At 54.3% G+C, this 21,765-nt stretch carries 15 protein-coding genes and 1 other RNA gene; 11 read left to right on the forward strand and 5 right to left on the reverse strand.

Annotation, left to right across the window (positions count from 1 at the left end; genetic code table 11):
- Positions 1-182: 182 nt before the first annotated feature.
- Positions 183-728: an oligoribonuclease gene (gene orn / locus F3J29_RS14945; protein WP_166867206.1), complete on the reverse strand. Its 546-nt coding sequence runs from the start codon at positions 726-728 to the stop codon at positions 183-185.
- A 113-nt stretch (positions 729-841) separates the two neighbouring features.
- On the opposite strand from orn, the gene rsgA reads away from it, so the two are divergent.
- The 3 genes from rsgA to mscM all read left to right on the forward strand — a co-directional run bounded on the left by rsgA (position 842) and on the right by mscM (position 6,418).
- Positions 842-1,897: a small ribosomal subunit biogenesis GTPase RsgA gene (gene rsgA / locus F3J29_RS14950; protein WP_008453624.1), complete on the forward strand. Its 1,056-nt coding sequence runs from the start codon at positions 842-844 to the stop codon at positions 1,895-1,897.
- A 77-nt stretch (positions 1,898-1,974) separates the two neighbouring features.
- On the forward strand, positions 1,975-2,934 hold the full coding sequence (gene asd / locus F3J29_RS14955; RefSeq protein WP_166867208.1) for an archaetidylserine decarboxylase: 960 nt from the start codon (positions 1,975-1,977) through the stop codon (positions 2,932-2,934).
- 145 nt (positions 2,935-3,079) lie between these two features.
- Entirely contained in the window at positions 3,080-6,418 is a 3,339-nt protein-coding gene (mscM, locus tag F3J29_RS14960) for a miniconductance mechanosensitive channel MscM (RefSeq protein WP_166867210.1), read from the forward strand.
- 46 nt (positions 6,419-6,464) lie between these two features.
- Here the strand turns inward: mscM and F3J29_RS14965 are convergent, their stop codons facing one another.
- A complete protein-coding gene (locus F3J29_RS14965) occupies positions 6,465-7,355 on the reverse strand; it encodes a LysR family transcriptional regulator (protein ID WP_008453630.1) in 891 nt (296 codons plus the stop codon).
- A 105-nt stretch (positions 7,356-7,460) separates the two neighbouring features.
- On the opposite strand from F3J29_RS14965, the gene F3J29_RS14970 reads away from it, so the two are divergent.
- From F3J29_RS14970 to F3J29_RS14995, 6 genes are all read left to right on the forward strand, one after another.
- Positions 7,461-8,162 carry a pirin family protein gene (locus F3J29_RS14970; RefSeq protein WP_166867211.1) on the forward strand — a complete coding sequence of 234 codons (702 nt, stop codon included), beginning with the start codon at positions 7,461-7,463 and terminating at the stop codon, positions 8,160-8,162.
- Between the two features lie 1,187 nt (positions 8,163-9,349).
- A complete protein-coding gene (locus F3J29_RS22775; protein WP_166867213.1) occupies positions 9,350-12,016 on the forward strand; it encodes a glycosyltransferase in 2,667 nt (888 codons plus the stop codon).
- Positions 12,016-13,464 (forward strand): radical SAM protein, encoded by a 1,449-nt coding sequence (locus tag F3J29_RS14980; RefSeq protein WP_166867215.1) that lies wholly within the window; start codon positions 12,016-12,018, stop codon positions 13,462-13,464. The genes F3J29_RS22775 and F3J29_RS14980 overlap by 1 nt, the downstream gene beginning before the upstream one ends.
- A gap of 3 nt (positions 13,465-13,467) precedes the next feature.
- Positions 13,468-14,259, forward strand: coding sequence for a hypothetical protein (locus F3J29_RS14985; RefSeq protein ID WP_166867217.1), 792 nt, complete (start codon positions 13,468-13,470; stop codon positions 14,257-14,259).
- Between the two features lie 81 nt (positions 14,260-14,340).
- Positions 14,341-15,504, forward strand: a complete 1,164-nt coding sequence (locus tag F3J29_RS14990) for an MFS transporter (protein WP_166867219.1) — start codon at positions 14,341-14,343, stop codon at positions 15,502-15,504.
- Positions 15,505-15,520: 16 nt separating this feature from the next.
- Positions 15,521-16,315, forward strand: a complete 795-nt coding sequence (locus F3J29_RS14995) for a hypothetical protein (protein WP_166867221.1) — start codon at positions 15,521-15,523, stop codon at positions 16,313-16,315.
- A 41-nt stretch (positions 16,316-16,356) separates the two neighbouring features.
- Here F3J29_RS14995 and F3J29_RS15000 read toward each other — a convergent pair whose 3' ends face one another.
- Complete coding sequence (locus F3J29_RS15000) at positions 16,357-17,454, reverse strand: AAA family ATPase (protein WP_166867222.1); 1,098 nt, start codon at positions 17,452-17,454, stop codon at positions 16,357-16,359.
- Positions 17,455-17,734: 280 nt separating this feature from the next.
- Here F3J29_RS15000 and F3J29_RS15005 point away from each other — a divergent pair, with 280 nt between their 5' ends.
- Positions 17,735-18,661 (forward strand): bifunctional helix-turn-helix transcriptional regulator/GNAT family N-acetyltransferase, encoded by a 927-nt coding sequence (locus tag F3J29_RS15005; RefSeq protein ID WP_166867224.1) that lies wholly within the window; start codon positions 17,735-17,737, stop codon positions 18,659-18,661.
- A 299-nt stretch (positions 18,662-18,960) separates the two neighbouring features.
- On the opposite strand, the gene rnpB is transcribed toward F3J29_RS15005, so the two are convergent.
- Both rnpB and F3J29_RS15015 read right to left on the reverse strand, forming a co-directional pair.
- Positions 18,961-19,337: RNase P RNA component class A (gene rnpB / locus F3J29_RS15010), an RNA gene on the reverse strand.
- Between the two features lie 58 nt (positions 19,338-19,395).
- Entirely contained in the window at positions 19,396-20,205 is an 810-nt protein-coding gene (locus tag F3J29_RS15015) for a DeoR family transcriptional regulator (RefSeq protein ID WP_166867226.1), read from the reverse strand.
- 251 nt (positions 20,206-20,456) lie between these two features.
- Here F3J29_RS15015 and kbaZ point away from each other — a divergent pair, with 251 nt between their 5' ends.
- Entirely contained in the window at positions 20,457-21,749 is a 1,293-nt protein-coding gene (gene kbaZ, locus F3J29_RS15020; protein ID WP_166867228.1) for a tagatose-bisphosphate aldolase subunit KbaZ, read from the forward strand.
- The last annotated feature ends 16 nt before the right edge of the window (positions 21,750-21,765 follow it).

Consider the following 21,765-nt stretch of genomic DNA (forward strand, 5'->3'; position numbering starts at 1 on the left):
GTGTAACGCTGCAAATTCTGCATCGGTACGGGAGGCGCATTATACGAGAATTCGTTTTTGTCGCAAGCCCTCAAACGTTTTTTTTCGCGATTTTCGTCTGACTGCTGGTTAAATCGCCATGATGATTATTTTATCGTCTGCTTTGGTTGTTTTCCCCTCACCTTTCGGCAAGGGGGCTGTTTTTAAAGCTTAATAAAATTCTCGCGATAGTAGGCGAGCTCCGCCACGGACTCGCGAATATCGTCCATCGCCTGGTGGGTCCCCTGTTTTTTAAAGCCGGGCAAAATTTCCGGCTTCCAGCGGCGCGCCAGCTCCTTCAGCGTGCTCACGTCGAGGTAACGATAGTGGAAGTAGGCTTCCAGCTCAGGCATATACTTAAACAAGAAGCGACGATCCTGCCCGATGCTGTTCCCGCAAATTGGAGATGTATTCGCCGGCACCCACTGCTTCAGAAACGCCAGCGTCGCCAACTCCGCAGCACGGTCGTCAAGCGGACTTGCTTTCACCCGTTCAACCAGCCCGCTTGCGGTATGGGTGCGAACGTTCCAGTCATCCATTAGCGCTAGCTGTGCATCAGACTGATGAACCGCAATGGTTGGCCCTTCTGCCAGAATGTTCAGGTTGGCATCGGTCACCAGGGTAGCAATCTCAATAATGCGATCCCGCTCGGGATCCAGACCGGTCATTTCTAAATCAATCCAAATCAGATTGTTTTCGTTTCCACTCATGCTATTTTCCACCCTTCTTGTGCGTCGCCCACCCTTGACGATGGGTTAATTCGTATAAAATAGTGTGTATCATAGAGGTTTTGCCCACCAGGGGCGACCAGGAGCCAGTACGCTTGAGCAAAAATAAACTCTCCAAAGGACAGCAGCGCCGCGTCAACGCGAACCACCAGCGTCGTCTGACAAAAACCGTGGAGAAAGCCGACTATGACGATGCCCAGTTTGGTGAACCGCGCGAAGGCACGGTTATTAGCCGCTTTGGCCAGCATGCGGACGTCGAGTCGCACGAAGGCACGGTACACCGCTGCAACATTCGTCGCACCATTCGTTCGCTGGTTACCGGCGACAAGGTAGTCTGGCGCTTAGCGAAAGAGGCCGCCGAAGGCGTCTCGAAAAAAGGGATTGTGGAGGCCGTGCATGAGCGTACCTCCGTTCTGACCCGCCCAGACTTTTACGACGGCGTAAAACCGATTGCGGCAAACATAGACCAAATCATCATCGTTTCGGCCATTCTGCCGGAGCTGTCGTTGAATATCATCGACCGCTATCTCGTTGCCTGCGAAACCCTCGACGTTGAGCCACTGCTGGTGCTGAACAAAACCGATCTGCTGGACGATGAAGGCCGGGCCTTCGTTAACGAGCAGATGGATATCTACCGCAAAATTGGCTATCGCGTGCTGATGGTTTCCAGCTACAAAGCGGAAGGGCTTAAAGAGCTTGAAGCCGAACTCGTGGGCCGTATAAGTATCTTTGCGGGTCAGTCCGGCGTGGGTAAATCAAGCCTGCTGAACCACCTGTTAGGCTTCACCGACAAGCAAATTCTGGTGAACGACGTTTCCGACGTCTCCGGGCTTGGCCAGCACACCACCACGGCTTCCCGCCTGTATCACTTCCCGGGCGGCGGTGATGTCATTGACTCCCCCGGCGTGCGTGAATTTGGCCTCTGGCACCTCGAGCCTGAACAAATCACCCACGGGTTTGTCGAATTCCATGATTATTTAGGCCGTTGTAAATACCGCGACTGCCGCCACGACAACGATCCAGGCTGTGCCCTGCGAGAAGCTGTGGAACAGGGCCAGATCGCTGAAACACGTTTCGAAAACTACCACCGTATTCTGGAGAGCATGGCGCAGGTAAAAACGCGTAAAAGCTTTTCTGATACTGACAACTGACAATTAAGCTGGGCGTCGCTAGAATCGCCCCTTTTCTGTATCGGCCCACATGCAGGGCATTTAGCCAGGAGGCTATTTTGTTAGACAACATTAAACTTTCGCTGCAGTACATTCTGCCAAAACTGTGGCTGACTCGCCTGGCGGGCTGGGGCGCAAGCAAACGTGCTGGCTGGCTGACCAAACTGGTCATCGATCTGTTCGTCAAATACTACAAAGTCGATATGAAAGAGGCGCAGAAGCCGGACACCGCCGCTTACCGCACCTTCAATGACTTTTTTGTGCGTCCACTGCGCGATGACGTACGCCCGGTAAATACCGACCCTAACGTACTGGTGATGCCGGCCGACGGTGTGATAAGCCAGTTGGGCCGTATCGAAGAAGATAAAATCCTGCAGGCAAAAGGCCATAACTACAGCCTGGAAGCGCTGCTGGCAGGTAACTACCTGATGGCCGACCTGTTCCGCAACGGCAGCTTCGCCACAACTTACCTTTCACCTCGCGACTACCATCGCGTGCACATGCCGTGTAACGGCATTCTGCGTGAAATGATCTATGTTCCGGGTGACCTTTTCTCCGTCAACCACCTGACAGCGCAAAACGTCCCGAACCTGTTTGCCCGTAATGAACGCGTGATCTGCTTATTCGACACCGAGTTTGGCCCAATGGCGCAAATTCTGGTTGGTGCTACCATTGTTGGCAGCATAGAAACCGTCTGGGCTGGCACCATTACGCCGCCGCGTGAAGGCGTGATTAAACGCTGGACCTGGCCTGCAGGTGAAAGTGAAGGCGCCGTTGCGCTGCTGAAGGGCCAGGAAATGGGCCGCTTCAAGCTGGGTTCCACGGTGATTAACCTGTTTGCGCCAGGCAAAGTCAACCTGGCCGAACAGCTGAAAAGCCTGTCAGCCACGAAAATTGGTGAAGTGTTGGCTGTCTCAAGCGAACCCGTTATTGAACCGGAAGTTCCGGTGAGCGAAATCCCTGCCGAGGTACTGGACACCAAAGCAGACGAATCCGACGCGCCAAAAACCGCAGAATAACGTCTGAAATCAGGCGACGGGTAACCCCAGAGCCTGAAAAATCACAGCACTTAACCACGAAAATCAACCCAATGATTTTCTGCCAAAACATCAAGGTGGGAAACATCGCTTTCCCTCTTTTCCAGCAACGTTATAGGTAACTGACGTGCGCCTGATTATCACTTTCCTGATGGCCTGGTGCCTCAGCCTGGGGGCATACGCAGCGACAGCTCCCGATGCAAAACAAATCTCGCAGGAACTGGAGCAGGCTAAGGCCGCCAAAAACACGCCTAACCAGGCGGAAATTGTAGAAGCGCTCCAGTCGGCACTGAATGCGCTGGACGAGCGTAAAGCCTCACTCGAGCGCGCCGAACAATACCAACAAGTTATTGATAACTTTCCTAAACTGTCGCAAACCTTGCGTAAACAACTGACCAACCTGCGCGATGAACCCGAGGAAGTTTCCCCGGGCATGAGCAGCGACGCCCTGAACCAGGAGATCCTGCAGGTCAGCAGCCAGCTTCTGGACAAAAGCCGCCTTGCCCAGCAGGAACAGGAAAGAACCCGGGACATCAGCGATTCGTTAAGCCAGCTCCCTCAGCAGCAAACGGATGCTCGCCGCCAGCTCAATGACATCGAGCGCCGCGCCGGTGCCCAACAAAGCGGCAGTAATCCGCTTGCTCAGGCACAGCATTTCCTGCTGCAGGCCGAATCCGCCCGCCTCAAAGCGCAGGTTGATGAACTCGAACTGGCTCAGCTTTCCGCTAATAACCGCCAGGAGCTTTCGCGCATGCGCGCCGAACTGGCGCAAAAGCAAAGCACTCAGCTGGATGCTTATCTCCAGGCATTGAGGAACCAGCTCAATAGCCAGCGTCAGCGCGAGGCGGAACAGGCGCTGGAAAGCACGGAACTGCTGGCGGAAACCAGCGCTAACCTGCCGCCGGAAATCGTCGAGCAGTTCAAAAATAACCGCGAACTCTCTCAGGCACTCAATCAGCAAGCTCAGCGTATGGATCTGGTCGCCTCTCAGCAACGTCAGGCCAACAACCAGACGCTGGAGGTTCGCCAGGCGCTGAATACGCTCCGCGAGCAGTCCCAGTGGCTCGGCGTTTCCAACGTGCTGGGTGAGGCGCTTCGTGCCCAGGTTGCCCGGCTACCGGACATGCCTAAACCGCAGCAGTTGGATACCGAGCTGGCTCAGCTGCGCGTAGAGCGCCTGCACTATGAAGATTTACTGAATAAACATGCTCAACTGCGACAGGTGCGCCAGGCAGACGGCAGCCCGTTAACGTCGGAACAAAATAAAATTCTGCAGGCCCAGCTTCGCACCCAGCGTGAGCTACTGAATTCGCTGCTGCAGGGCGGCGATACCCTGATCCTTGAACTCACCAAGCTGAAAGTGGCCAACAGCCAGCTGGAAGATGCCCTGAAAGAGGTGAACGAAGCGACCCATCGCTACCTATTCTGGACGTCGGATGTCAGCCCGATAGGCATCAGTTGGCCGTTGGAAATCGTCCAGGATTTGCGGCGTCTGGTGTCGCTGGATACCTTTAGCCAGTTGGGGAAGGCCGCGATCATGATGGTGACCAGCAAAGAGACGTTGCTGCCGCTCTTTGGCGCGCTGATTCTGGTCGGGTTTAGCATTAGCTCTCGCCGCCACTTTACCGCCTTCCTGGAACGCTCCAGCGCCAAAGTCGGAAAAGTGACCCAGGACCACTTCCGCCTGACGCTACGCACCGTGTTCTGGTCGATTCTGGTCGCCTCTCCGCTTCCCGTGCTGTGGGCGACGCTCGGCTATGGTTTACAGGAGGCATGGCCTTACCCTATCGCAGTGGCGATTGGCGACGGTGTTACCGCCACGGTTCCCCTGCTTTGGGGAGTGATGATCTGTGCAACCTTCGCCCGCCCTACCGGGCTGTTTGTGGTGCATTTCGGCTGGCCGCGTGAGCGCGTAGGCCGGGCCATGCGCTACTACATCATGAGTATCGGCCTGATTGTGCCGCTGATCATGGCGCTTATTATGTTCGATAACCTCAACGACAGAGAGTTTTCTGCCTCGCTGGGCAGGCTTTGCTTCATCATGATTTGCGGCGCGCTGGCTATCGTGACGCTTAGCCTTAAGCGCGCCGGGCTGCCGCTCTACCTCGACAAACAGGGCGATGGCGACAACATCGTCAATACCATCCTGTGGAACCTGCTGCTCTGCGCGCCGCTGATGGCCATTCTGGCCGCTGTCGTTGGCTACCTGGCAACGGCTCAGGCGCTGCTGGCGCGCCTGGAAACCTCCGTGGCGATCTGGTTCCTGCTGCTGGTGATTTATCACATTATTCGCCGCTGGATGCTGATTCAGCGCCGCCGTCTGGCCTTTGACCGCGCCAAACACCGTCGGGCTGAAATCCTTGCCCAGCGAGCGCGTGGCGAAGAAGAGACGGCGCATGCAAACAGTACTGAAGGATCGGCCGAAACCGTGGAGGAGCCTGAAGTCGATCTGGATACCATCAGCGCCCAGTCCCTGCGCCTGGTTCGGTCTATCCTGATGCTGATCGCCCTGCTGTCAGTGATCGTTCTGTGGTCGGAAATCCACTCGGCGTTTGGCTTCCTCGGCAACATCACGCTGTGGGATGTCACCTCCACGGTTCAGGGTGTGGAAAGCATCGAGCCGATAACGCTTGGCGCGGTACTGATTGCCATTCTGGTGCTGATTATTACCACCCAACTGGTGCGTAACCTGCCCGCGCTGCTGGAGCTGGCGATTCTCCAGCACCTGAACTTAACCCCCGGCACCGGCTATGCGATCACAACCATCACGAAGTACCTGCTGCTGCTGATCGGCGGGCTGGTTGGCTTCTCGATGGTGGGGATTGAATGGTCCAAGCTGCAGTGGCTGGTGGCGGCACTCAGCGTAGGTTTAGGCTTCGGTTTACAGCAAATTTTTGCCAACTTCGTCTCCGGCCTGATTATTCTGTTCGAGAAGCCGATACGCATCGGCGACACGGTAACCATCCGCGATCTGACGGGCACCATCACGCGAATCAACACCCGCGCGACAACCATCAGCGACTGGGACCGCAAGGAAATCATCGTACCGAATCAGGCCTTTATTACCGAACAGTTCATCAACTGGTCGCTTTCGGACTCGGTTACGCGCGTGGTGCTCACCATTCCGGCTCCGTCAGAAGCGAATACGGAAGAGGTCACCCAGGTCCTCCTGGAGGCGGCACACCGCTGCACGCTGGTGCTCGATACGCCACCGCCGGAAGCCTTCCTGGTTGATCTCCAGCAGGGCATTCAGGTGTTCGAACTGCGTATTCACGCGGCAGAAATGGGCCACCGAATGCCGCTGCGCCACGAAATCCATCAGTTGATTCTGCAGGGCTTCCGCGAGCACAATATCGAGATGCCGTTCCCACCGTTCCAGATGCGTCTGGAGAGCCTCGGCGGGCAGCGCAGCAGTAAGACGATTAAATCCGCGGGCAGAGCCGCCAGAACGCCTGGCAGCCTGTAATTTCGAGGCAGGGCAAAAACGCGTTGGCAAAAACCAACGCGTTTTTTTATTTCAGCAGTTTAGGCAGTTCACGCAGGCACCAGGCTTTGGCCTCGCCCATGCTGTCCCGCCGCCACGCCATAATGATATCAATCTCGTTGGTATATTCCGGGCTAACCACCCGCAGGCGGCCTTCGGCAATGTCCTGCTCAACCAACGGGTACGGCATCGTCGCCACGCCAAGTCCGGCCAGCAGCGCCAGCCGCTTCTCTTCGATAGAGCTCACCGTCAGGCGCGGCTGTTTGTCCAACAGGCGCACCGTTAGCACCGGCCTTTCACGCGCGGTATCCGCCACTGCAACACCGCGATACTTCACGCGGGTTACCTCGGAAAGCGGCTCCGGCTCCTGATGAATCGGGTGGTCCGGCGCGGCAACATACACACTCATGACTTTATACAGCTTGCGAGAGTTAATCTCCGAGGAGCTACGGAAGTGCATATCTGGCGCGATAACGATATCCGCCCTGCCCTGCTCCAGGCGCTCCCAGGCCCCGGCCAGCACTTCGGTAAAAATAGATAATTGGGTGTCGGCTTTATCGGCCAGCTTATCCACCAGCGGGAACAGTTTTTCCGTCGGCACCAGCGCTTCGGTGACGATAGTCAGGTTTGCCTCCCAGCCCCGTGCCAGCGCTTCCGCGTCGGTGGTCAACTTGTCCGCCGCCTCGAGCAGCACGCGCCCTCGCTCCAGCAGCATCCGCCCCACGTTAGTAAACTTGGTGCGGTGGCCCGATCGGTCAAACAGCACCACATCCAGTTCTTCTTCCAGTTTTTGCATGGTGTAGCTGAGCGCGGACGGTACACGTCCCAGCTCGTCGGCCGCAGCGGCAAAGCTCCCGCGCCTGTCGATCGCATCCATGACCCTTAACGCTTCCAGCGTCAACGCCCTTTCTTTCGCCATTTCGTTCTCATTCAGGAAATTTGAACATACCGAGCAGATTAACTGGCTAACAATGCAGCGTCCAGACCCTTAACATGGGTTTAGTGTAAAGAGAGGTCAAGAATTATGATTACGACAAGAACAGCCAAACAGTGTGGTAAAGCTGACTACGGATGGCTGCAGGCTCGCTACACCTTTTCTTTTGGACACTACTTCGACCCGAAACTGCTGGGCTACGCCTCTCTGCGCGTGCTCAACCAGGAAGTTCTGGCCCCAGGAGCCTCGTTTCAACCGCGCGGCTACCCAAAAGTAGACATCCTCAATCTGATTCTGGAAGGGGAAGCGGAATACCGCGACAGCGAAGGCAATCATGTCCAGGCCAGCGCAGGCGAAGTCTTGCTGCTGTCCACTCAGCCTGGGATCAGCTATAGCGAGCACAACATCAGCAAAGAGAAATCGCTGACGCGTATGCAGCTGTGGCTGGATGCCTGCCCGGACCGTGAAAATCCACCGGTGCAAAAGATCCCACTCGCGGGAGCATCACATCAGCTGATTGCCTCGCCGGACGGCAGCAATCACAGCCTGCAGCTCCGCCAGCAGGTGTGGATCCACCATATTGAGATGCAAAAGGGCGAACGGCTAAGCTTTCAGCTTCATGGCCCACGAGCCTATCTGCAGTCGATTCACGGCACGGTGCATGCCGTGACGTCCACAGAAGAGAAGGAGGCGTTAACCTGCGGCGATGGCGCGTTTATTCGTGATGAGGCGAATATCACCCTGGTCGCCGATACGCCGCTGCGTGGCCTCCTGATCGACCTACCTGTCTAACCTGCCGGCAGCCTCTTTCGCGCTGAAAGAGGCTGTACCACTCTCATCCCTGGTATTATTCACACAACGCATTCTGTAGGAAATCGCCTCATCCTGACCACACGCTGTATACGGCGAAATATTGGCATGCCTGTGAATAATCGCCCGATATATTCTCGTTAACCCTGGCTCTTTATGGCTTTTGTGGGTGACTCACTGCGATCCGGGATTATCTACACTGAACTCGCAGCCGGTATCGTGCCCTCTCCATAACTCACCTAACTCATTCAAAAATTTCGATAAATTAACATTCGACGCTTCAATCAGCACGCGCGTAGACTATCGATGCCAAATCTGTAAAAGCCCCATATGGTAAGTAAATATTTAATCACCGCGTTGTCTTTTGCCCTCACTTTTCGTCACATCTTAAATAATATTTCAGTATTTATAATAGGTTACGAAGATCTGGTGTAAGTTTCACTCTTCCCATACCAAAGTTCAGAGTTAGGTATATCTGAGAGCGCTCTTTTATTAGGGTAAAGAGGAAAATCGCGTTACATATTTCTTAATATGTAAACTCTGTGACGCTCAAAATAACAGACTCGGAATGAGTAAATTCGCGGCACTTTGGGAACATTCCCAATCATGACTAAAGTTTCAAAACAAACATCTCAACGCTAACGCAACTCCTTATTTAAAAGGTCTAAAATGAATATTAACCTTGGACTGGTTATTAAAAACTCAGGTTTAAAAACAAAATAAGAATGTGTGATAACGCTCACCAACTGGAACGTTCCCGCTTTACGGCAAAAAAAGGAGATGTTTAAGATTGACCTCTCTTTTGAACCACTCTGGAAAGCCAACAAACATCAATAAGAAAATTAAATACTGATAATTAAAAATCAGAAAATCGCCAGAGTATTAAAACCGGAAAACGAATAAAACCGGCGAACACACTCGGCCTAAAAATAAATATAAATATTACATTGGTAAACGCCACTGCGTTTAGCTATCCCGCAAGCTAATTCTTGCAGGCTCTTTGATACATACAGCACTTGAAAGTCAGCACCGGCAAGGCTGCTGGCGATGTTTTCTGATTTTGCCGGTTCTGAATGGCTTCGTGCGTCACCGAAAGCGAAGCCATTCAGAATGTATCAATTGCTTACAACAAATAAGCGTAGCAGTTTCGCTTAAAAGGGGTAGTTGCCATGGAAGTTTATGGTCAAAGATATGCCATGTTTATCTCTTTTGATGCTGTTGCCGTCTCAGGTATTACGGTGGAAGCATTAAAAGTCTCACAAAGCCTTAAGCAAAAAGGTATCAACTCTTATCTCGATCTTGGGTATGACATTAAAGTTGACAAAGGCAATTTTAATAAACCTTACGATCATGAACCAGAAATTTATCGCGATGCTTTTACTTTAACGCGCATCAACGGGATTACCTCTGTACCCCATTATTCTCCAGAGTTTATTGAAAAAGCACATGCCGTACTTATCAGTGAAAGACTTTCCGTTTCATTTGAAGAAAAGGCCAAAATACTCCGCGCCGTGGAATATTCTGCCCAAAGTCTGGCCGAAAGAATTTTACTTCAATGGGAACAACTTCGAATTTGCACCGTGATTGTCGAAAACGGCACGTTGCCAGAAAATATTATTTACACTCGCGCGCTTTATCTCGCCATCGAACAATACGGCCATCGTCACCAGTTAGGTAATTTCGTTATCTGGCGCGATCACGACCTCATGTGGAACAGCGAGAAAAATATCATGAAGTATGGTTTACCGCCCTATAACCATGCCATCAAACCGGTCAAATCCCCTTTTATCAGCTACGTTACCCTGAATAACGATCTTAAAGAAAAGCTGGAACACTGGTGCCGGCGGGAAGTCGATATTCACGTCGTGAAAAATACCTACAGCTTTACCGGACAACAGGCTCTGAAAAATATCCGGGCATCCCTGAATATTGCCGCCGACGACATCGTCATCGCCCGAACGACACGCATCATCCCGCAGAAGCGCCTGGACCGCGATGTGTTGTTGGTGCAACGCCTTAACCACCTGTTCAGAAAGCACAATATTGATAAAACCGTCTGGCTTTTGATCGCCGGCGATACACGTGAACACGCCACGCATGCTGGCGAACTGGAACAGCTGGCGCAAGAGCTGGACATCACCCCCTACGTGAAGTTTCTTGGCCCGTTACACCATAATTTCATGCCCATGAGCCTCGGAAAAATCACCATCGAGGATCTCTACCATTCCTGTGACCTGGTGTCGTTCCTGACTTCGTGGGACTACGACAGCTACGGTAACCCGATTGGGGAGGCGATCAGCAGCCAGCGCTGCTATATCACCACCCGTTATGAATACTACCCGGAAGTCTATGGCCAGCACGGCTTTGAAGCCCCGGTGATGCCTATCTCAGACGGGCAGGACGGCCTGCCTGACGAAGCCTTCATCAACGAAGTTTTTTTACTGCTTACCAATAAACCTGAAATGGATCGTATAGCCACGAAGAACTTCGCCATCGGCAAAAACATCCTTTCTAACAACGTGATGGACATTCTGAATATCACCGCCCCAGGAGTAGATATGCTCGATAACATTTTCGTCTCGGTAGTGCTGCCTGTTTACAATGAAAGCGACCGAATTGATGAAGTTTTAGCCTCATTATTTGGCCAACAAACGCATGGCCGATTAGTAACCCATGACGCTTATGAAGTGATCATCGTGGATAACAACTCCCGCGACGATTCCGTGGCCAAGATAAACCGCTTCAAAGAAAAACATCCGGCGATGGATGTGCATATTATTCAGGAGAAGATTCAGGGCGTCTCTTCGGCTCGTAAATGCGGTATGGATTACGCCGCCCTGCGCTCAAGGGCACGTGATGCCCGGCTGGGCAAAAGCAATAAACACTATATTGTCTCTGCCGATGCCGACTGCACCGTGGATCCTTACTGGCTGCATACCCTGATTGAAAAAATGATTGCCGACGACGGCGATCTCGGCACCTGCAATTACTACTACGACCGCGACGCATTCCAGCAGCGCCCCAACCTCTTCCGTGAAATTCAAAAAACCCTGCGCTGCCGCGACGTGTCGTTCTCGCTGTTTGGCGGCTTCCCGGATGGGAAAGGCTTCGCCGTTGAGCGCGGCCTGTACGAAAAAATTGGCGGCATCGAGATCTTCTACCAGCTGGAAAAAGGCCGCTTCGTGGAACACCTTTCCGACGACTGGGATTTTGGCATCAAGATCATCGCCTGCGGCGGCAAACCGGTTTACGCCAAAGAATCCTTTGTGGAGATTAACAGCCGCCGCGTGGACACCATCATCGAAGATGTGATTAACGGCATCGCCTACGGCAGCGACGGCATCATCATCATGAAAGACGTGCGCCCGGACGTTTCAATCCAAAAAAACACGCTGGTTGACCTTACGGAGGAACAGGCCAGACAAGGCTGGGAATACTCCATTAAGGACTACATCCCGAAAAACATCGTTCTTCCGGCCCTGTTGAATCCACACATTTTGCTGGAGAACGAGCGGGTACGCGCCTTTTTCTCCCCGCAGGTTGCAGAGCGGCTCTACCAGCGCATTCACGCCATTAAGCATGAGATGAGCATCATCGACTTCAAGCCGATTCATAGCTACAAAACGCCGGCCTACCGGCTCTACTTCGAATTCCGCCACGAGATATTCACCGCGCTGCGCAACGCCGTCGGGGAGGACATTGGCTTTGCGCCACCGCTTCCGGCCTGCTTTGACAACGTCGCGGAAAAAGATTTCGAACGCTTTGTCTGGTACTTCTGTGAAGATCGCGAGTCCGGTGAAGCCCACAACTACTTTGCCAACGGAGGTGTTTTCTGATGAATACCGAAGCTATCGCGTCCTTAAAAGATCTCGACCCGGCCTACCCGGTTCCGGCAGTTTACGGCTTCCTCTCCCAGCCGGAGAACGAGGCTTTTCTGGACTACGTCCATAAAGATCCTTTTGGCTGCCATGTTTTTCCCGGTGACATTGAGCACTACCCGCTGGCGTCGTTCTTTGCCGATATGGAACACGACATTCGGGCTGCGAAACAGATTCATCTGTGGGCCTATATCCCCACCTGCCGCTACCGCTGCCACTTCTGCCAGTACCCAACGGTGATCCTCAACCCGAAATCGCCTTCGGCGGAAGGCGTCTTCCGGGATCTGGTGGACTACAACATCAAAGAAGCGAAGATGTGGCTGGAAAAAGTGCCGAGTCTGTCAAAAGCGGAAATTGGAGAATTCAATATCTTTGGCGGCACGCCTTCCCTGCTCCCGGAGCCGGAACTGCGTCGGCTGATGGACTTCTATTACACCCACTTTAATTTCTCGGCGGCGACGCTTCGCTTTGAAGGCGAGCCAGGGACATTAAACCGCGAATACATCGGCATTCTGAAAGAACTGGGCTTCAGCAAAATCAGCTTCGGCACCCAATCCTTTAACGACGCCATTATTGCCGCCTGTGGCCGCCAGCACACCGCCGACGAGTGCGAAGAAACCATCCGCAGCGCCCGGGAGCAGGGCATCGAGTGGGTCAGCGTCGATCTTATCTACGGCATGCTGGGCCAGACCGTGGATGACGTGAAGTACGACATGGAGCGCACCCTGGAGCTGGATCTCTCCCACGTCGTCTGTACCAAGCTGCACATGGAAGAGTTCATGAAAACGCGCACCGGCGTTTCCGGCGAACGAGAAAGCCTGTGGCAGAAAAAAGGGCTGATCAACATGAACAACATGACGTTCCCCGGGCTGGGCAAGCAATATCAAATGCGCGAGCTGGTCGAGAAATATCTCACCGAAGGCTACCGCGAACATCCCACGATGTATTTCCACCAGAACCACCTGGAAGCGGAAAAGTGGAAGGGGCTGATAACCGATCTGGATAAGCAGTATCCCGAAGTTGCCATCGGCCTGGGCGGCAGTTCGAAATGTACCCGCGCCGAAGCCATCAACATCACCGGCTATAAGCAATATAAGCAGTACCTTGATGAAGGCCGCCTGCCTATTGAGGAAAGCCACGGCATTTCGCCGGAACAGCGCGAAGTTAACGCCTTCAAAATGGCGCTCTCCACGCTCATCCCGGTTGATGACGCCGTGTTCGCGACGCGCTTCAACGGCAACAGCTTTTTTGAAAACCGCATCATCAAACCGACGCTGGAAAAGCTGCTGGCAAAAGAGCTTGTGGTTATTGAACAGGACGTGGTCACCCTGACGCCCATCGGCGTCACGCTGGTTGAGGCCATCATTAACACCCAATTCATCTCAGCCGACGAACAGCAGGAGTAACCTATGAGCCACTCTTTAACCACGCCGGTTTTCAGCCTGTTTTACATCGCTATCGACACCGAAGCGGGCATTACCCAGCAGGCGTTTGAAACCTTTGTGCAAAACAAAGGCGTGCATATTCCCTGCTACCCGGGCTGGCGCTGGACGCTGCTTCGCGGGCTGCGCGGCGAACGTGCCGGGCAATATTTGATGCTGTTTGAAATTGAAAATGCAGCAATGCGGGACCGCTATATGGCCGCAGACGGCAACCAGACTGAAGAGGCCAGGGAGTTCTGGCGACAGCATCCTGAAGCACAGGCGCTGCTGGCCGAATGGCGCCGCTACGGTACCTTCAGCGAACTGCCTACGCTGTTCACCGATTATCGTCTGCTGGCGGAAAATCAGAAAAGCACCGTCCAGCCAGGTCCCCGTTACCAGCAGCAGCCCCCTGTTGCCCGGGTGATTGGTATTCACAACCTCGCGCTGCGACCTGATGTCAGCGCCGAACAGTTTGAACGTTTTATCGAGGGCAACCATCACCGGATTGAAGATTACCCGGACTGGAAATTCCGGCTGTTAAAAGGGGAACGCGGTAACCGACTCGATCAGTATGTGGTGCTGATGGAAATCGCCAGCCTGGAGGCGCTGGATGTCTTTTACCCCGAGCCGGATATCGCCACCGACGAAGCGGCCAAATTCGCCCGGGCGCACCGCGATACCAAACAAATGTATGAGGAATGGAAAAAACTCGCCTCGTTTTCCGGGTCACCGCAAATCTATACCGATTACCTCTCGGTAGCAGAAAGCCTCAATTAACGCTTACCGCCGCGCGTGCCCGAAGGACCGGGCACAACGCATTCACGCGAGTGCATTCACACATTGAGTCACAAAATTACTATGACGATTAACTCAACCCCAACCCTGGCGGACTTACAGTCGCGGGAACAGCATGCCACGCGGGCCATATTTTTTATGGCCGGTTTAGCCATGTCGTCCTGGGCCCCGCTAATTCCTTTCGCTAAAGCGCGGCTGGCTATTAACGACGGCGCTTTAGGGCTGCTGCTCTTTTGCATCGCCGCAGGCTCGATGCTCGTCATGCCGTTTACCGGCCGGCTGATCGCTCGCTTTGGTTGCCGCCGCCTGATGATCCTCAGCGTGCTGGGGCTTGCCGCGGATTTACCGCTGCTGATGCTGTTTGACCAGCGCGAAGCCATGGCGCTGGCTTTGCTGCTCTTCGGCACCTTCAACGGCATGCTCGACGTCGCAATGAATGCCCACGCCGTAGTGGTCGAACAAGAAAGCGAGCAGTCAAAAATGTCCGGCTTTCACGGCTTTTACAGCATCGGCAGCATTGCCGGCGCGGGCAGCGTCAGCTTCTTTCTGTGGCTGGGGGCAACGCCGCTGCTTGCCGTGTCCGCTATTGCCATTTTTCTGGCCTTACTGCTCGCCGCCTCTGCCCGAAACATTTTGCCCAAACATAATGGCGCCACAGGCGGCAAAGGGGAAACATTACGCGTCCTGGGGCATCCGCCCGTGCTGATCATCGCGGTACTTTGCTTTTTCGTCTTCATGCTTGAAGGCGCGATGCTGGACTGGTCAGCGGTATTTATGACCTCGGAGCGAGGCATGAGCGCTTCGCTCGCGGGCTTCGGCTACACCATATATGCCATTACCGTCACCCTTGGGCGGCTCAGCGGCGATCGTCTGGTCGGCGCCCTGGGCGGCAAACTCGTGCTGCTCCTCGGCTGCGCTATTTCTGGTAGCGGGATTGTCCTGCTCGTCTTCACCCATTGGGGCACCTTGCCGGGTTTTATCCTGGTCGGAGCCGGGCTGGCGAACATTATTCCTATTCTCTTCACCTCCGCAGGTAACCAGCCAGGAATTTCAGCGGATTTCGCAATTCCTGCCGTCACGCTTTTTGGCTACAGCGGCCTGCTCGTAGGGCCTGCGCTAATTGGCTTTATCGCCCACCACATTGGGCTCAGTTTGACCTTCAGCGGCGCGCTGTTGCTGCTTTTATTTGTGGCTTCAGGTTCGCCATTTATTTCTCGCCAGCGTTAATGAAACAGGAGTTTGTATGAGTCAATCATCACCGGCAGTCTTCAGTCTTCACTATGTGGGGCTTAACCTGAAAAAGGGCGTCACCGAAGAGACGTTCGAAGCCTTTGTGCAGGCCAAAGGCGTGCAGATCCCGGCCTATCCGGGCTGGCGCTGGACCTTGCTGAAAGGCCTGCGCGGGGAGCGTCAGAACCAATATCTGATGCTGTACGAAGCAGAAAATGCCGACAGCTACGCGCGCTATATTGATAGTCAGGGGGAACAAACGGAGCAGGCGCGTGCTTTTTGGCTCGATCATCCGGCGGGCGTCGAGCTTATCAACACCTGGAAAACCTTCGCGACGTTTGGCGAGCTGCCAACCATTTTCTCCACCTACCAACAGCTCGCTGAAAACGAACATAGCTCTTTGGCGGAAGGACCAAACTACCAGCTGCGAGACGGGCAGGAGCCGATTAAACGCGTGGTCGGACTGCACAATCTCGCGCTGCGCTCGGGCGTTTCACCGCAGACTTTCGATGCGTTTATCCGCGACAACGTCCACCGCATCGACGACTATCCGGGCTGGAAATTTCATATGTTGAAAGGCACCGGCGGCAATCGAGTTGAGCAATATCTGGTGATGCTCGAGATAGAAAGCCTGGCCTCGCTAAACTCTTTCCACCCGGAGCTGGATGTCTCCACGGAGAAATCGCTGCAGTTCGTGAAGGATCATCAGGAAAGCGAAAGGATGTACGACGAATGGCGCGAACTGGCTTCGTTCTCCGGCGCCCCGCAGCTTTATACCGACTACATCACCATCGCCGGTAGCCTGTAACCTTACGTTTCCCTTCTCCTCGCGGGGAAGGGAAAACGGCGTCAGGCCCGCTGAGTCATCGTGGTTTCCCCTTTCTCAATACCCAGCTCGTACAGCGTAAACGCCGTATATTTTTCGATAAGGTTAGCCAGTTCAGGAGAATGACTGGTAAGCCAAATCTGCGTGTAACGGCTTGCCTCGGCAATCAGGCGGGCAAGCGCCGGGAGCATTTGCGGATGCAGGCTATTTTCAGGCTCATTGAGGGCGATAAACTGCGGCGGTCTCGGGCTGAGCAGCGCCACGGTCAGGCAGAGAAAACGCAGCGTGCCGTCTGAAAACTCCGCGGACTCAAGCGGGCGATTAATCCCCTGCCGGGTCATCATCATCTGGAAGCGCCCGCCGCTGTTATCACAGAAAAACGTACATTCCGGGAAAGCTTCTTCCAGCACGGTAAACATCAGCTCGCTGTCGCCAATTTCGACGATAGTCTGAAACGCGGCGGCCAGGTTCAGGCCATCGCCGGACAGCACCGGAGAGCGGTAGCCCACCTGCGGCAGCCTCAGGCCAGCGCCTTTAGAAATATCGAACTCGTGGTAGAAACGCCAGTGACGCAGCGTCTCCCTGGCGCTGGAGACTTCCGGGTACAAATGCGGCTCGCCAAGCTGGCCAAAGAGGGATTCATTTTCGTACAGCGTGGCGGCGTGAGTCACCTTTTCGCCATTGACGTTATTAAGGAAAACCGTCTGGTTGCGCCGCTGCATAACCGACGATGAAGGGCGCCGCCGGTAGCCGCTGAGCCAGATTTGCTCCTCTTTAACGATAGGATCGAGGCCAAACATCGTCGGGTATGGAAGCGGTTCGGGAAAGCCCACCTGCAGCTCATATTCAAACGTATCCGTTTCTACCGCCAGCGTCAGCCTGCGCGGGGCGCTGGCGTAGCCGCGGGCGCGATCGCCCGCCCACATCGCTTTCTGGATCCCGCCTTCATCAGAAAGCCAGTGAGACAGTTGCCCACTCCCCGCACCGTGGATCAGATGGATCGCCTTATAAATATTAGACTTACCGCACCCGTTGGGGCCAAACACCACATTCAGCCTGCCCAAATCAATGGAAAGCTTGCGCACGGAACGGTAGTTGTCGATGTAGAGGGATTTGATCATGATTTTTCGCCACAGTGAAACTTGTGGGCCATTATGGCAAATACTCGCCAAAGCGCACTTATTTGCCGCCAGAGGCTCAAAGCGATCCCACCGCAACCGCAATGTAAAAGCACAGCACGGCAACGATCGTGCCGATCACAATCCTTCTGTCCGTTGTATCCGGTTCTCTGTTTTGCATCCTGCCCTCCTGGTCACTTGCCTGCCTGCTTAATTTCGGTATGATACACAAACTAGTTAACAGTGTTAACCAAATACATTTCTCTCATTGATGTGAGTTGTTATGCAGACCAACGAAATTGAAGGGTTCCGCGCCGCGCTGCGCGAGATGGTACGCGAGCTGGGCATGCTGAACCGGAAAAGCAGCGGGACCGATCTGTCGCCGTTACAAAGTCATATTTTGATCGAACTCGATCGTGAGCCCGCCGGAGTAACGGAGCTGGCCCGCCGCCTGTGCGTGGAGAAATCCAGCATCAGCAGAACGCTTCGCGGTCTTGAAAGTGCCAGTCTCCTGGCAAGAGCGCAGGATGAAAGCGACGGGAGAGCCACGGTGTTCAACCTGAGCCACGAGGGTGTTGCCGCGCTTAAAGATCTCACTGAACACGCTAACGATTTCACGGCCCAGGCCCTTTCTCTGGCGTCAGACAGCGAAAAGCTGCAAATTTTTCAGTCGGTCAAATCGCTGACCCGGGCGCTGGCAAATGCACGTAGCCAGCGGGATCTTCATGTTCAGGTTCGGCCAATTCGCCCGGAGGACAATCACGCTATCGCCGAAGTTATCCGCCAAAGCTTCCGGGATAACCAAATCGATCATCTCGAAGGCGTAAGCCTGCACGATCCGGCGCTGAATGACCTGACCCGCGCCTACCAAAAACCCAGGGCTGGCTACTGGGTCGTTGAACGCGAAGGAAAGATTTTAGGCGGCGTTGGTATCGCCCCGCTGCAGGGGGCAGGTGAAGAATACTGTGAATTACAGAAACTTTATCTGGACAGCAACGTGACGGGCATGGGCCTGGGCAGACGCCTTATGGCGCTGGCGATAAAACAGGCCGAAGCCTTCGGTTACCGTTACTGCTACCTGGAAACGCTCGATGAGCTCAGCTCGGCGGTCTCACTCTACGAAGCATTTGGTTTCAAACACCTGGATGGCAGCCTGGGCAACACTGGCCATAGCAGCTGCGAGATCTGCATGCTTAAAACGCTGAAATAGCCTGTGCTGAATGCAAAACGCCCCGCAAACTTGCACCTGCGGGGCGTTTATTAAGAAGTTAAAGCCGACCGATAAGCCGCTTTCTTTTCATAGATAGCGTCGTGGACAGTCATTCATCTTGTTGTCCCTGAATGCAAAACGCCCCCGCAAACTTGCACCTGCGGGGCGTTTATTAAGAAGTTGAAGCTGACCGATAAGCCGCTTTCTTTTCATAGATAGCGTCGTGGACAGTCATTCATCTTGTTGTCCCTGAATGCAAAACGCCCCGACGGTTTTCACCGTGCGGGGCGTTTCTGAATGGTTGAAGCTGACCGATAAGCCGGGTTCTGTCGTGGACAGTCATTCATCTAGGCCAGCAATCGCTCACTGGCTCAAGCAGCCTACCCGGGTTCAGTACGGGCCGTACCATGTGAACCCCTATTTGGCCTTGCTCCGGGTGGAGTTTACCGTGCCACGGACTGTTGCCAGCCGCGCGGTGCGCTCTTACCGCACCCTTTCACCCTTACCTGATCCCGCTTGCGCGGGCCATCGGCGGTTTGCTCTCTGTTGCACTGGTCGTGGGTTTCCCCCCCAGGCGTTACCTGGCACCCTGCCCTATGGAGCCCGGACTTTCCTCCCCCTCGCCCGTCTCCCCCGAAGAGGACGACGACGAAGCGGCGACTGTCTGGTCAGCTTCGGCGCGCAGTATAGAGGGTTTCATCTCCCCTGTCACGCGGGCCCGCCAGAAACAAAAGCTAGTCGCCCACCAGCACAACATCAATCCCGCTCTTCCGCAGCGCGCTCAGGCTCTCTGCCGGAATGCCTTTATCGGTGATTACCCGGTGAATGCGCTGGATGTCGATGATTTTATGCAGGCTGGAGCGGTTAAATTTGCTGGAGTCGGTGACCACGATAACCCGCTCGGCGACTTCACACATTTTGCGGTTGAGGCGCGCTTCATCCTCATTATGGGTGCTCACGCCGCGTTCCGGATCGATGGCATCCACCCCGAGGAACAGCATGTCGAAATGATAATTTTGCAGCGACTGTTCCGCGCTGTCGCCATAAAACGATAGCGACTGACGGCGCAGATGCCCGCCGGTCATCAGCACTTCAACCCCTTCGGCTTCCAGCAGCGCGTTAGCCACGTTGATCCCGTTGGTCATGGCGATCACTTCTTTATGCTGGCGCATCAGCCTGGCGATTTCATACGTTGTGGTTCCTGAGTCAAGAATCACTTTGTCCCCGGGCTGGATCAAGTCCGCTGCAACCCGGGCGATGCTGCGCTTCAGTGAAGTATTCAGCGAGCTTTTATCTTCCACCGAAGGCTCTGCTACCACGCTGCCGGGCTCACAAATCAGCGCCCCGCCGTAGGCACGGACCGCAATGCCCTGTTTTTCAAGAAACGCGAGATCGTTGCGGATGGTGACGGTAGAAACACCAAAAAAAGAAGATAAATCATTAACCTGTACGCTTCCCTGCTGGCGAAGGCGCTGAATAATCTGCTCGCGCCTTTCGCTGGTACCCGGAATACGTTTGTCCGTTGCGGTATCGCTGTTGCTCATAGGGTAACCTTTCAATATATCTTTCGTTTCATTTCTATTTGCCTATTAACACCTTTCTTTTAGCAGAAAGCAAGCCCCAGGAATCTTCGTTAAAAAGGCGTCATAAGCATACCAGACACTTTCATTATGTTTCTTTTGCGAAACAGATCTCAATTCCAGTATCTTTCTTTTTATTCTCAAACGCCATTAAGGCACGATTAAATGAAATGAATCGAAAGAAAATGTTTTAACCCATCGCCGTGGAGAGGAAAGTGAAACAGCTGATCGAATTTGTCGCTAACCACAAACGGAACAACCAGCACGGGATCTTTGCAGTGTGCTCCGCACATCCGCTGGTGCTTGAGGCCGCCATGCGCCACGCTCGCGGAGCCGGTACCAGCTTGCTTATTGAAGCGACCTCTAATCAGGTAGATCAGTACGGCGGCTATACCGGAATGACGCCTGCAGATTTCTGCGGTTTCGTTTATCAGCTCGCGGAAAAGCACCGTTTTCCTTATGGCGACCTGATACTCGGCGGCGATCATCTTGGCCCAAACCGCTGGCAAACCCGGCCGGCCGAAGAGGCGATGTCCCATGCAGAAGAGCTGATCCGCAGCTATGTCGCCGCAGGTTTTAAGAAAATACACCTCGACTGCAGCATGTCTTGTGCAGACGATCCCGTGCCGCTCACGGATGACGTCGTTGCCGGGCGAGCTGCCAGGCTGGCGCTGATTGCCGAGCAAACCTGCATCGACCACTTTGGCCATGCCGATCTGGTGTACATCATCGGCACCGAAGTGCCCGTCCCTGGTGGTGCCCATGAAACCCTCGCCGAACTCGTCGTCACGACGCCGCAGGCCGCAGACGCCACGCTGGAGGCTCACCGACAAGCCTTTTCTGAACGGGGGTTAAGTGAAATCTGGCCGCGAATTATTGGCCTTGTTGTTCAACCCGGCGTCGAGTTCGACCACACCCAGGTCATTGACTATCAGCCGGAAAAAGCCCGCGCGCTAAGCAAACGCATTGAAGCTTCACCCACGATGGTTTTTGAAGCACATTCAACGGATTACCAGACCACGCAGGCGCTACATCATTTAGTGGAAGATCACTTTGCAATACTAAAAGTCGGTCCCGCCCTGACTTTTGCCCTGCGCGAAGCCCTTTTCTCCCTCTCAGCCATTGAGCAAGAACTGCTCCCGGCACACAAATGCTCCGGCCTGAGGGATGTCCTGGAAAGCGTGATGCTTGACCACCCGGAGCACTGGCAGCAGCACTATCACGGTAACGGTGATGCGCTACGCCTGGCACGCGGCTATAGCTACTCCGATCGGGTGCGCTACTACTGGCCGGATCGCGACATCGATGAGGCTTACGATGTGCTGGTCAGGAACCTTGCCCACGAACCTATTCCACTGCCGTTAATCAGCCAGTACCTGCCGCTTCAGTACGCCAGGGTGCGGGAAGCACAGCTGGCAGCCAAACCTCATGAGCTGATTATCGACCATATTCAGGATGTGCTGCGGCAGTACAACGCGGCCTGTCACGGTGAGCAGTCTCCTCATTAACACAATGATAATAAGG

It is taken from the genome of Enterobacter sp. Cy-643 (genome assembly GCF_011752815.1).
Classification (GTDB): Bacteria; Pseudomonadota; Gammaproteobacteria; order Enterobacterales; family Enterobacteriaceae; genus Cedecea.

Coding starts and splice junctions, on each gene's coding strand:
- F3J29_RS14995 (WP_166867221.1), top strand. CDS start 15,521: ATGAGTCAATCATCACCGGCAGTCTTCAGTCTTCACTATGTGGGGCTT.
- F3J29_RS14985 (WP_166867217.1), top strand. CDS start 13,468: ATGAGCCACTCTTTAACCACGCCGGTTTTCAGCCTGTTTTACATCGCT.
- F3J29_RS15015 (WP_166867226.1), bottom strand. CDS start 20,205: ATGAGCAACAGCGATACCGCAACGGACAAACGTATTCCGGGTACCAGC.
- orn (WP_166867206.1), bottom strand. CDS start 728: ATGAGTGGAAACGAAAACAATCTGATTTGGATTGATTTAGAAATGACC.
- F3J29_RS14990 (WP_166867219.1), top strand. CDS start 14,341: ATGACGATTAACTCAACCCCAACCCTGGCGGACTTACAGTCGCGGGAA.
- F3J29_RS22775 (WP_166867213.1), top strand. CDS start 9,350: ATGGAAGTTTATGGTCAAAGATATGCCATGTTTATCTCTTTTGATGCT.
- F3J29_RS14980 (WP_166867215.1), top strand. CDS start 12,016: ATGAATACCGAAGCTATCGCGTCCTTAAAAGATCTCGACCCGGCCTAC.
- F3J29_RS14970 (WP_166867211.1), top strand. CDS start 7,461: ATGATTACGACAAGAACAGCCAAACAGTGTGGTAAAGCTGACTACGGA.
- F3J29_RS15005 (WP_166867224.1), top strand. CDS start 17,735: ATGCAGACCAACGAAATTGAAGGGTTCCGCGCCGCGCTGCGCGAGATG.
- F3J29_RS14965 (WP_008453630.1), bottom strand. CDS start 7,355: ATGGCGAAAGAAAGGGCGTTGACGCTGGAAGCGTTAAGGGTCATGGAT.
- F3J29_RS15000 (WP_166867222.1), bottom strand. CDS start 17,454: ATGATCAAATCCCTCTACATCGACAACTACCGTTCCGTGCGCAAGCTT.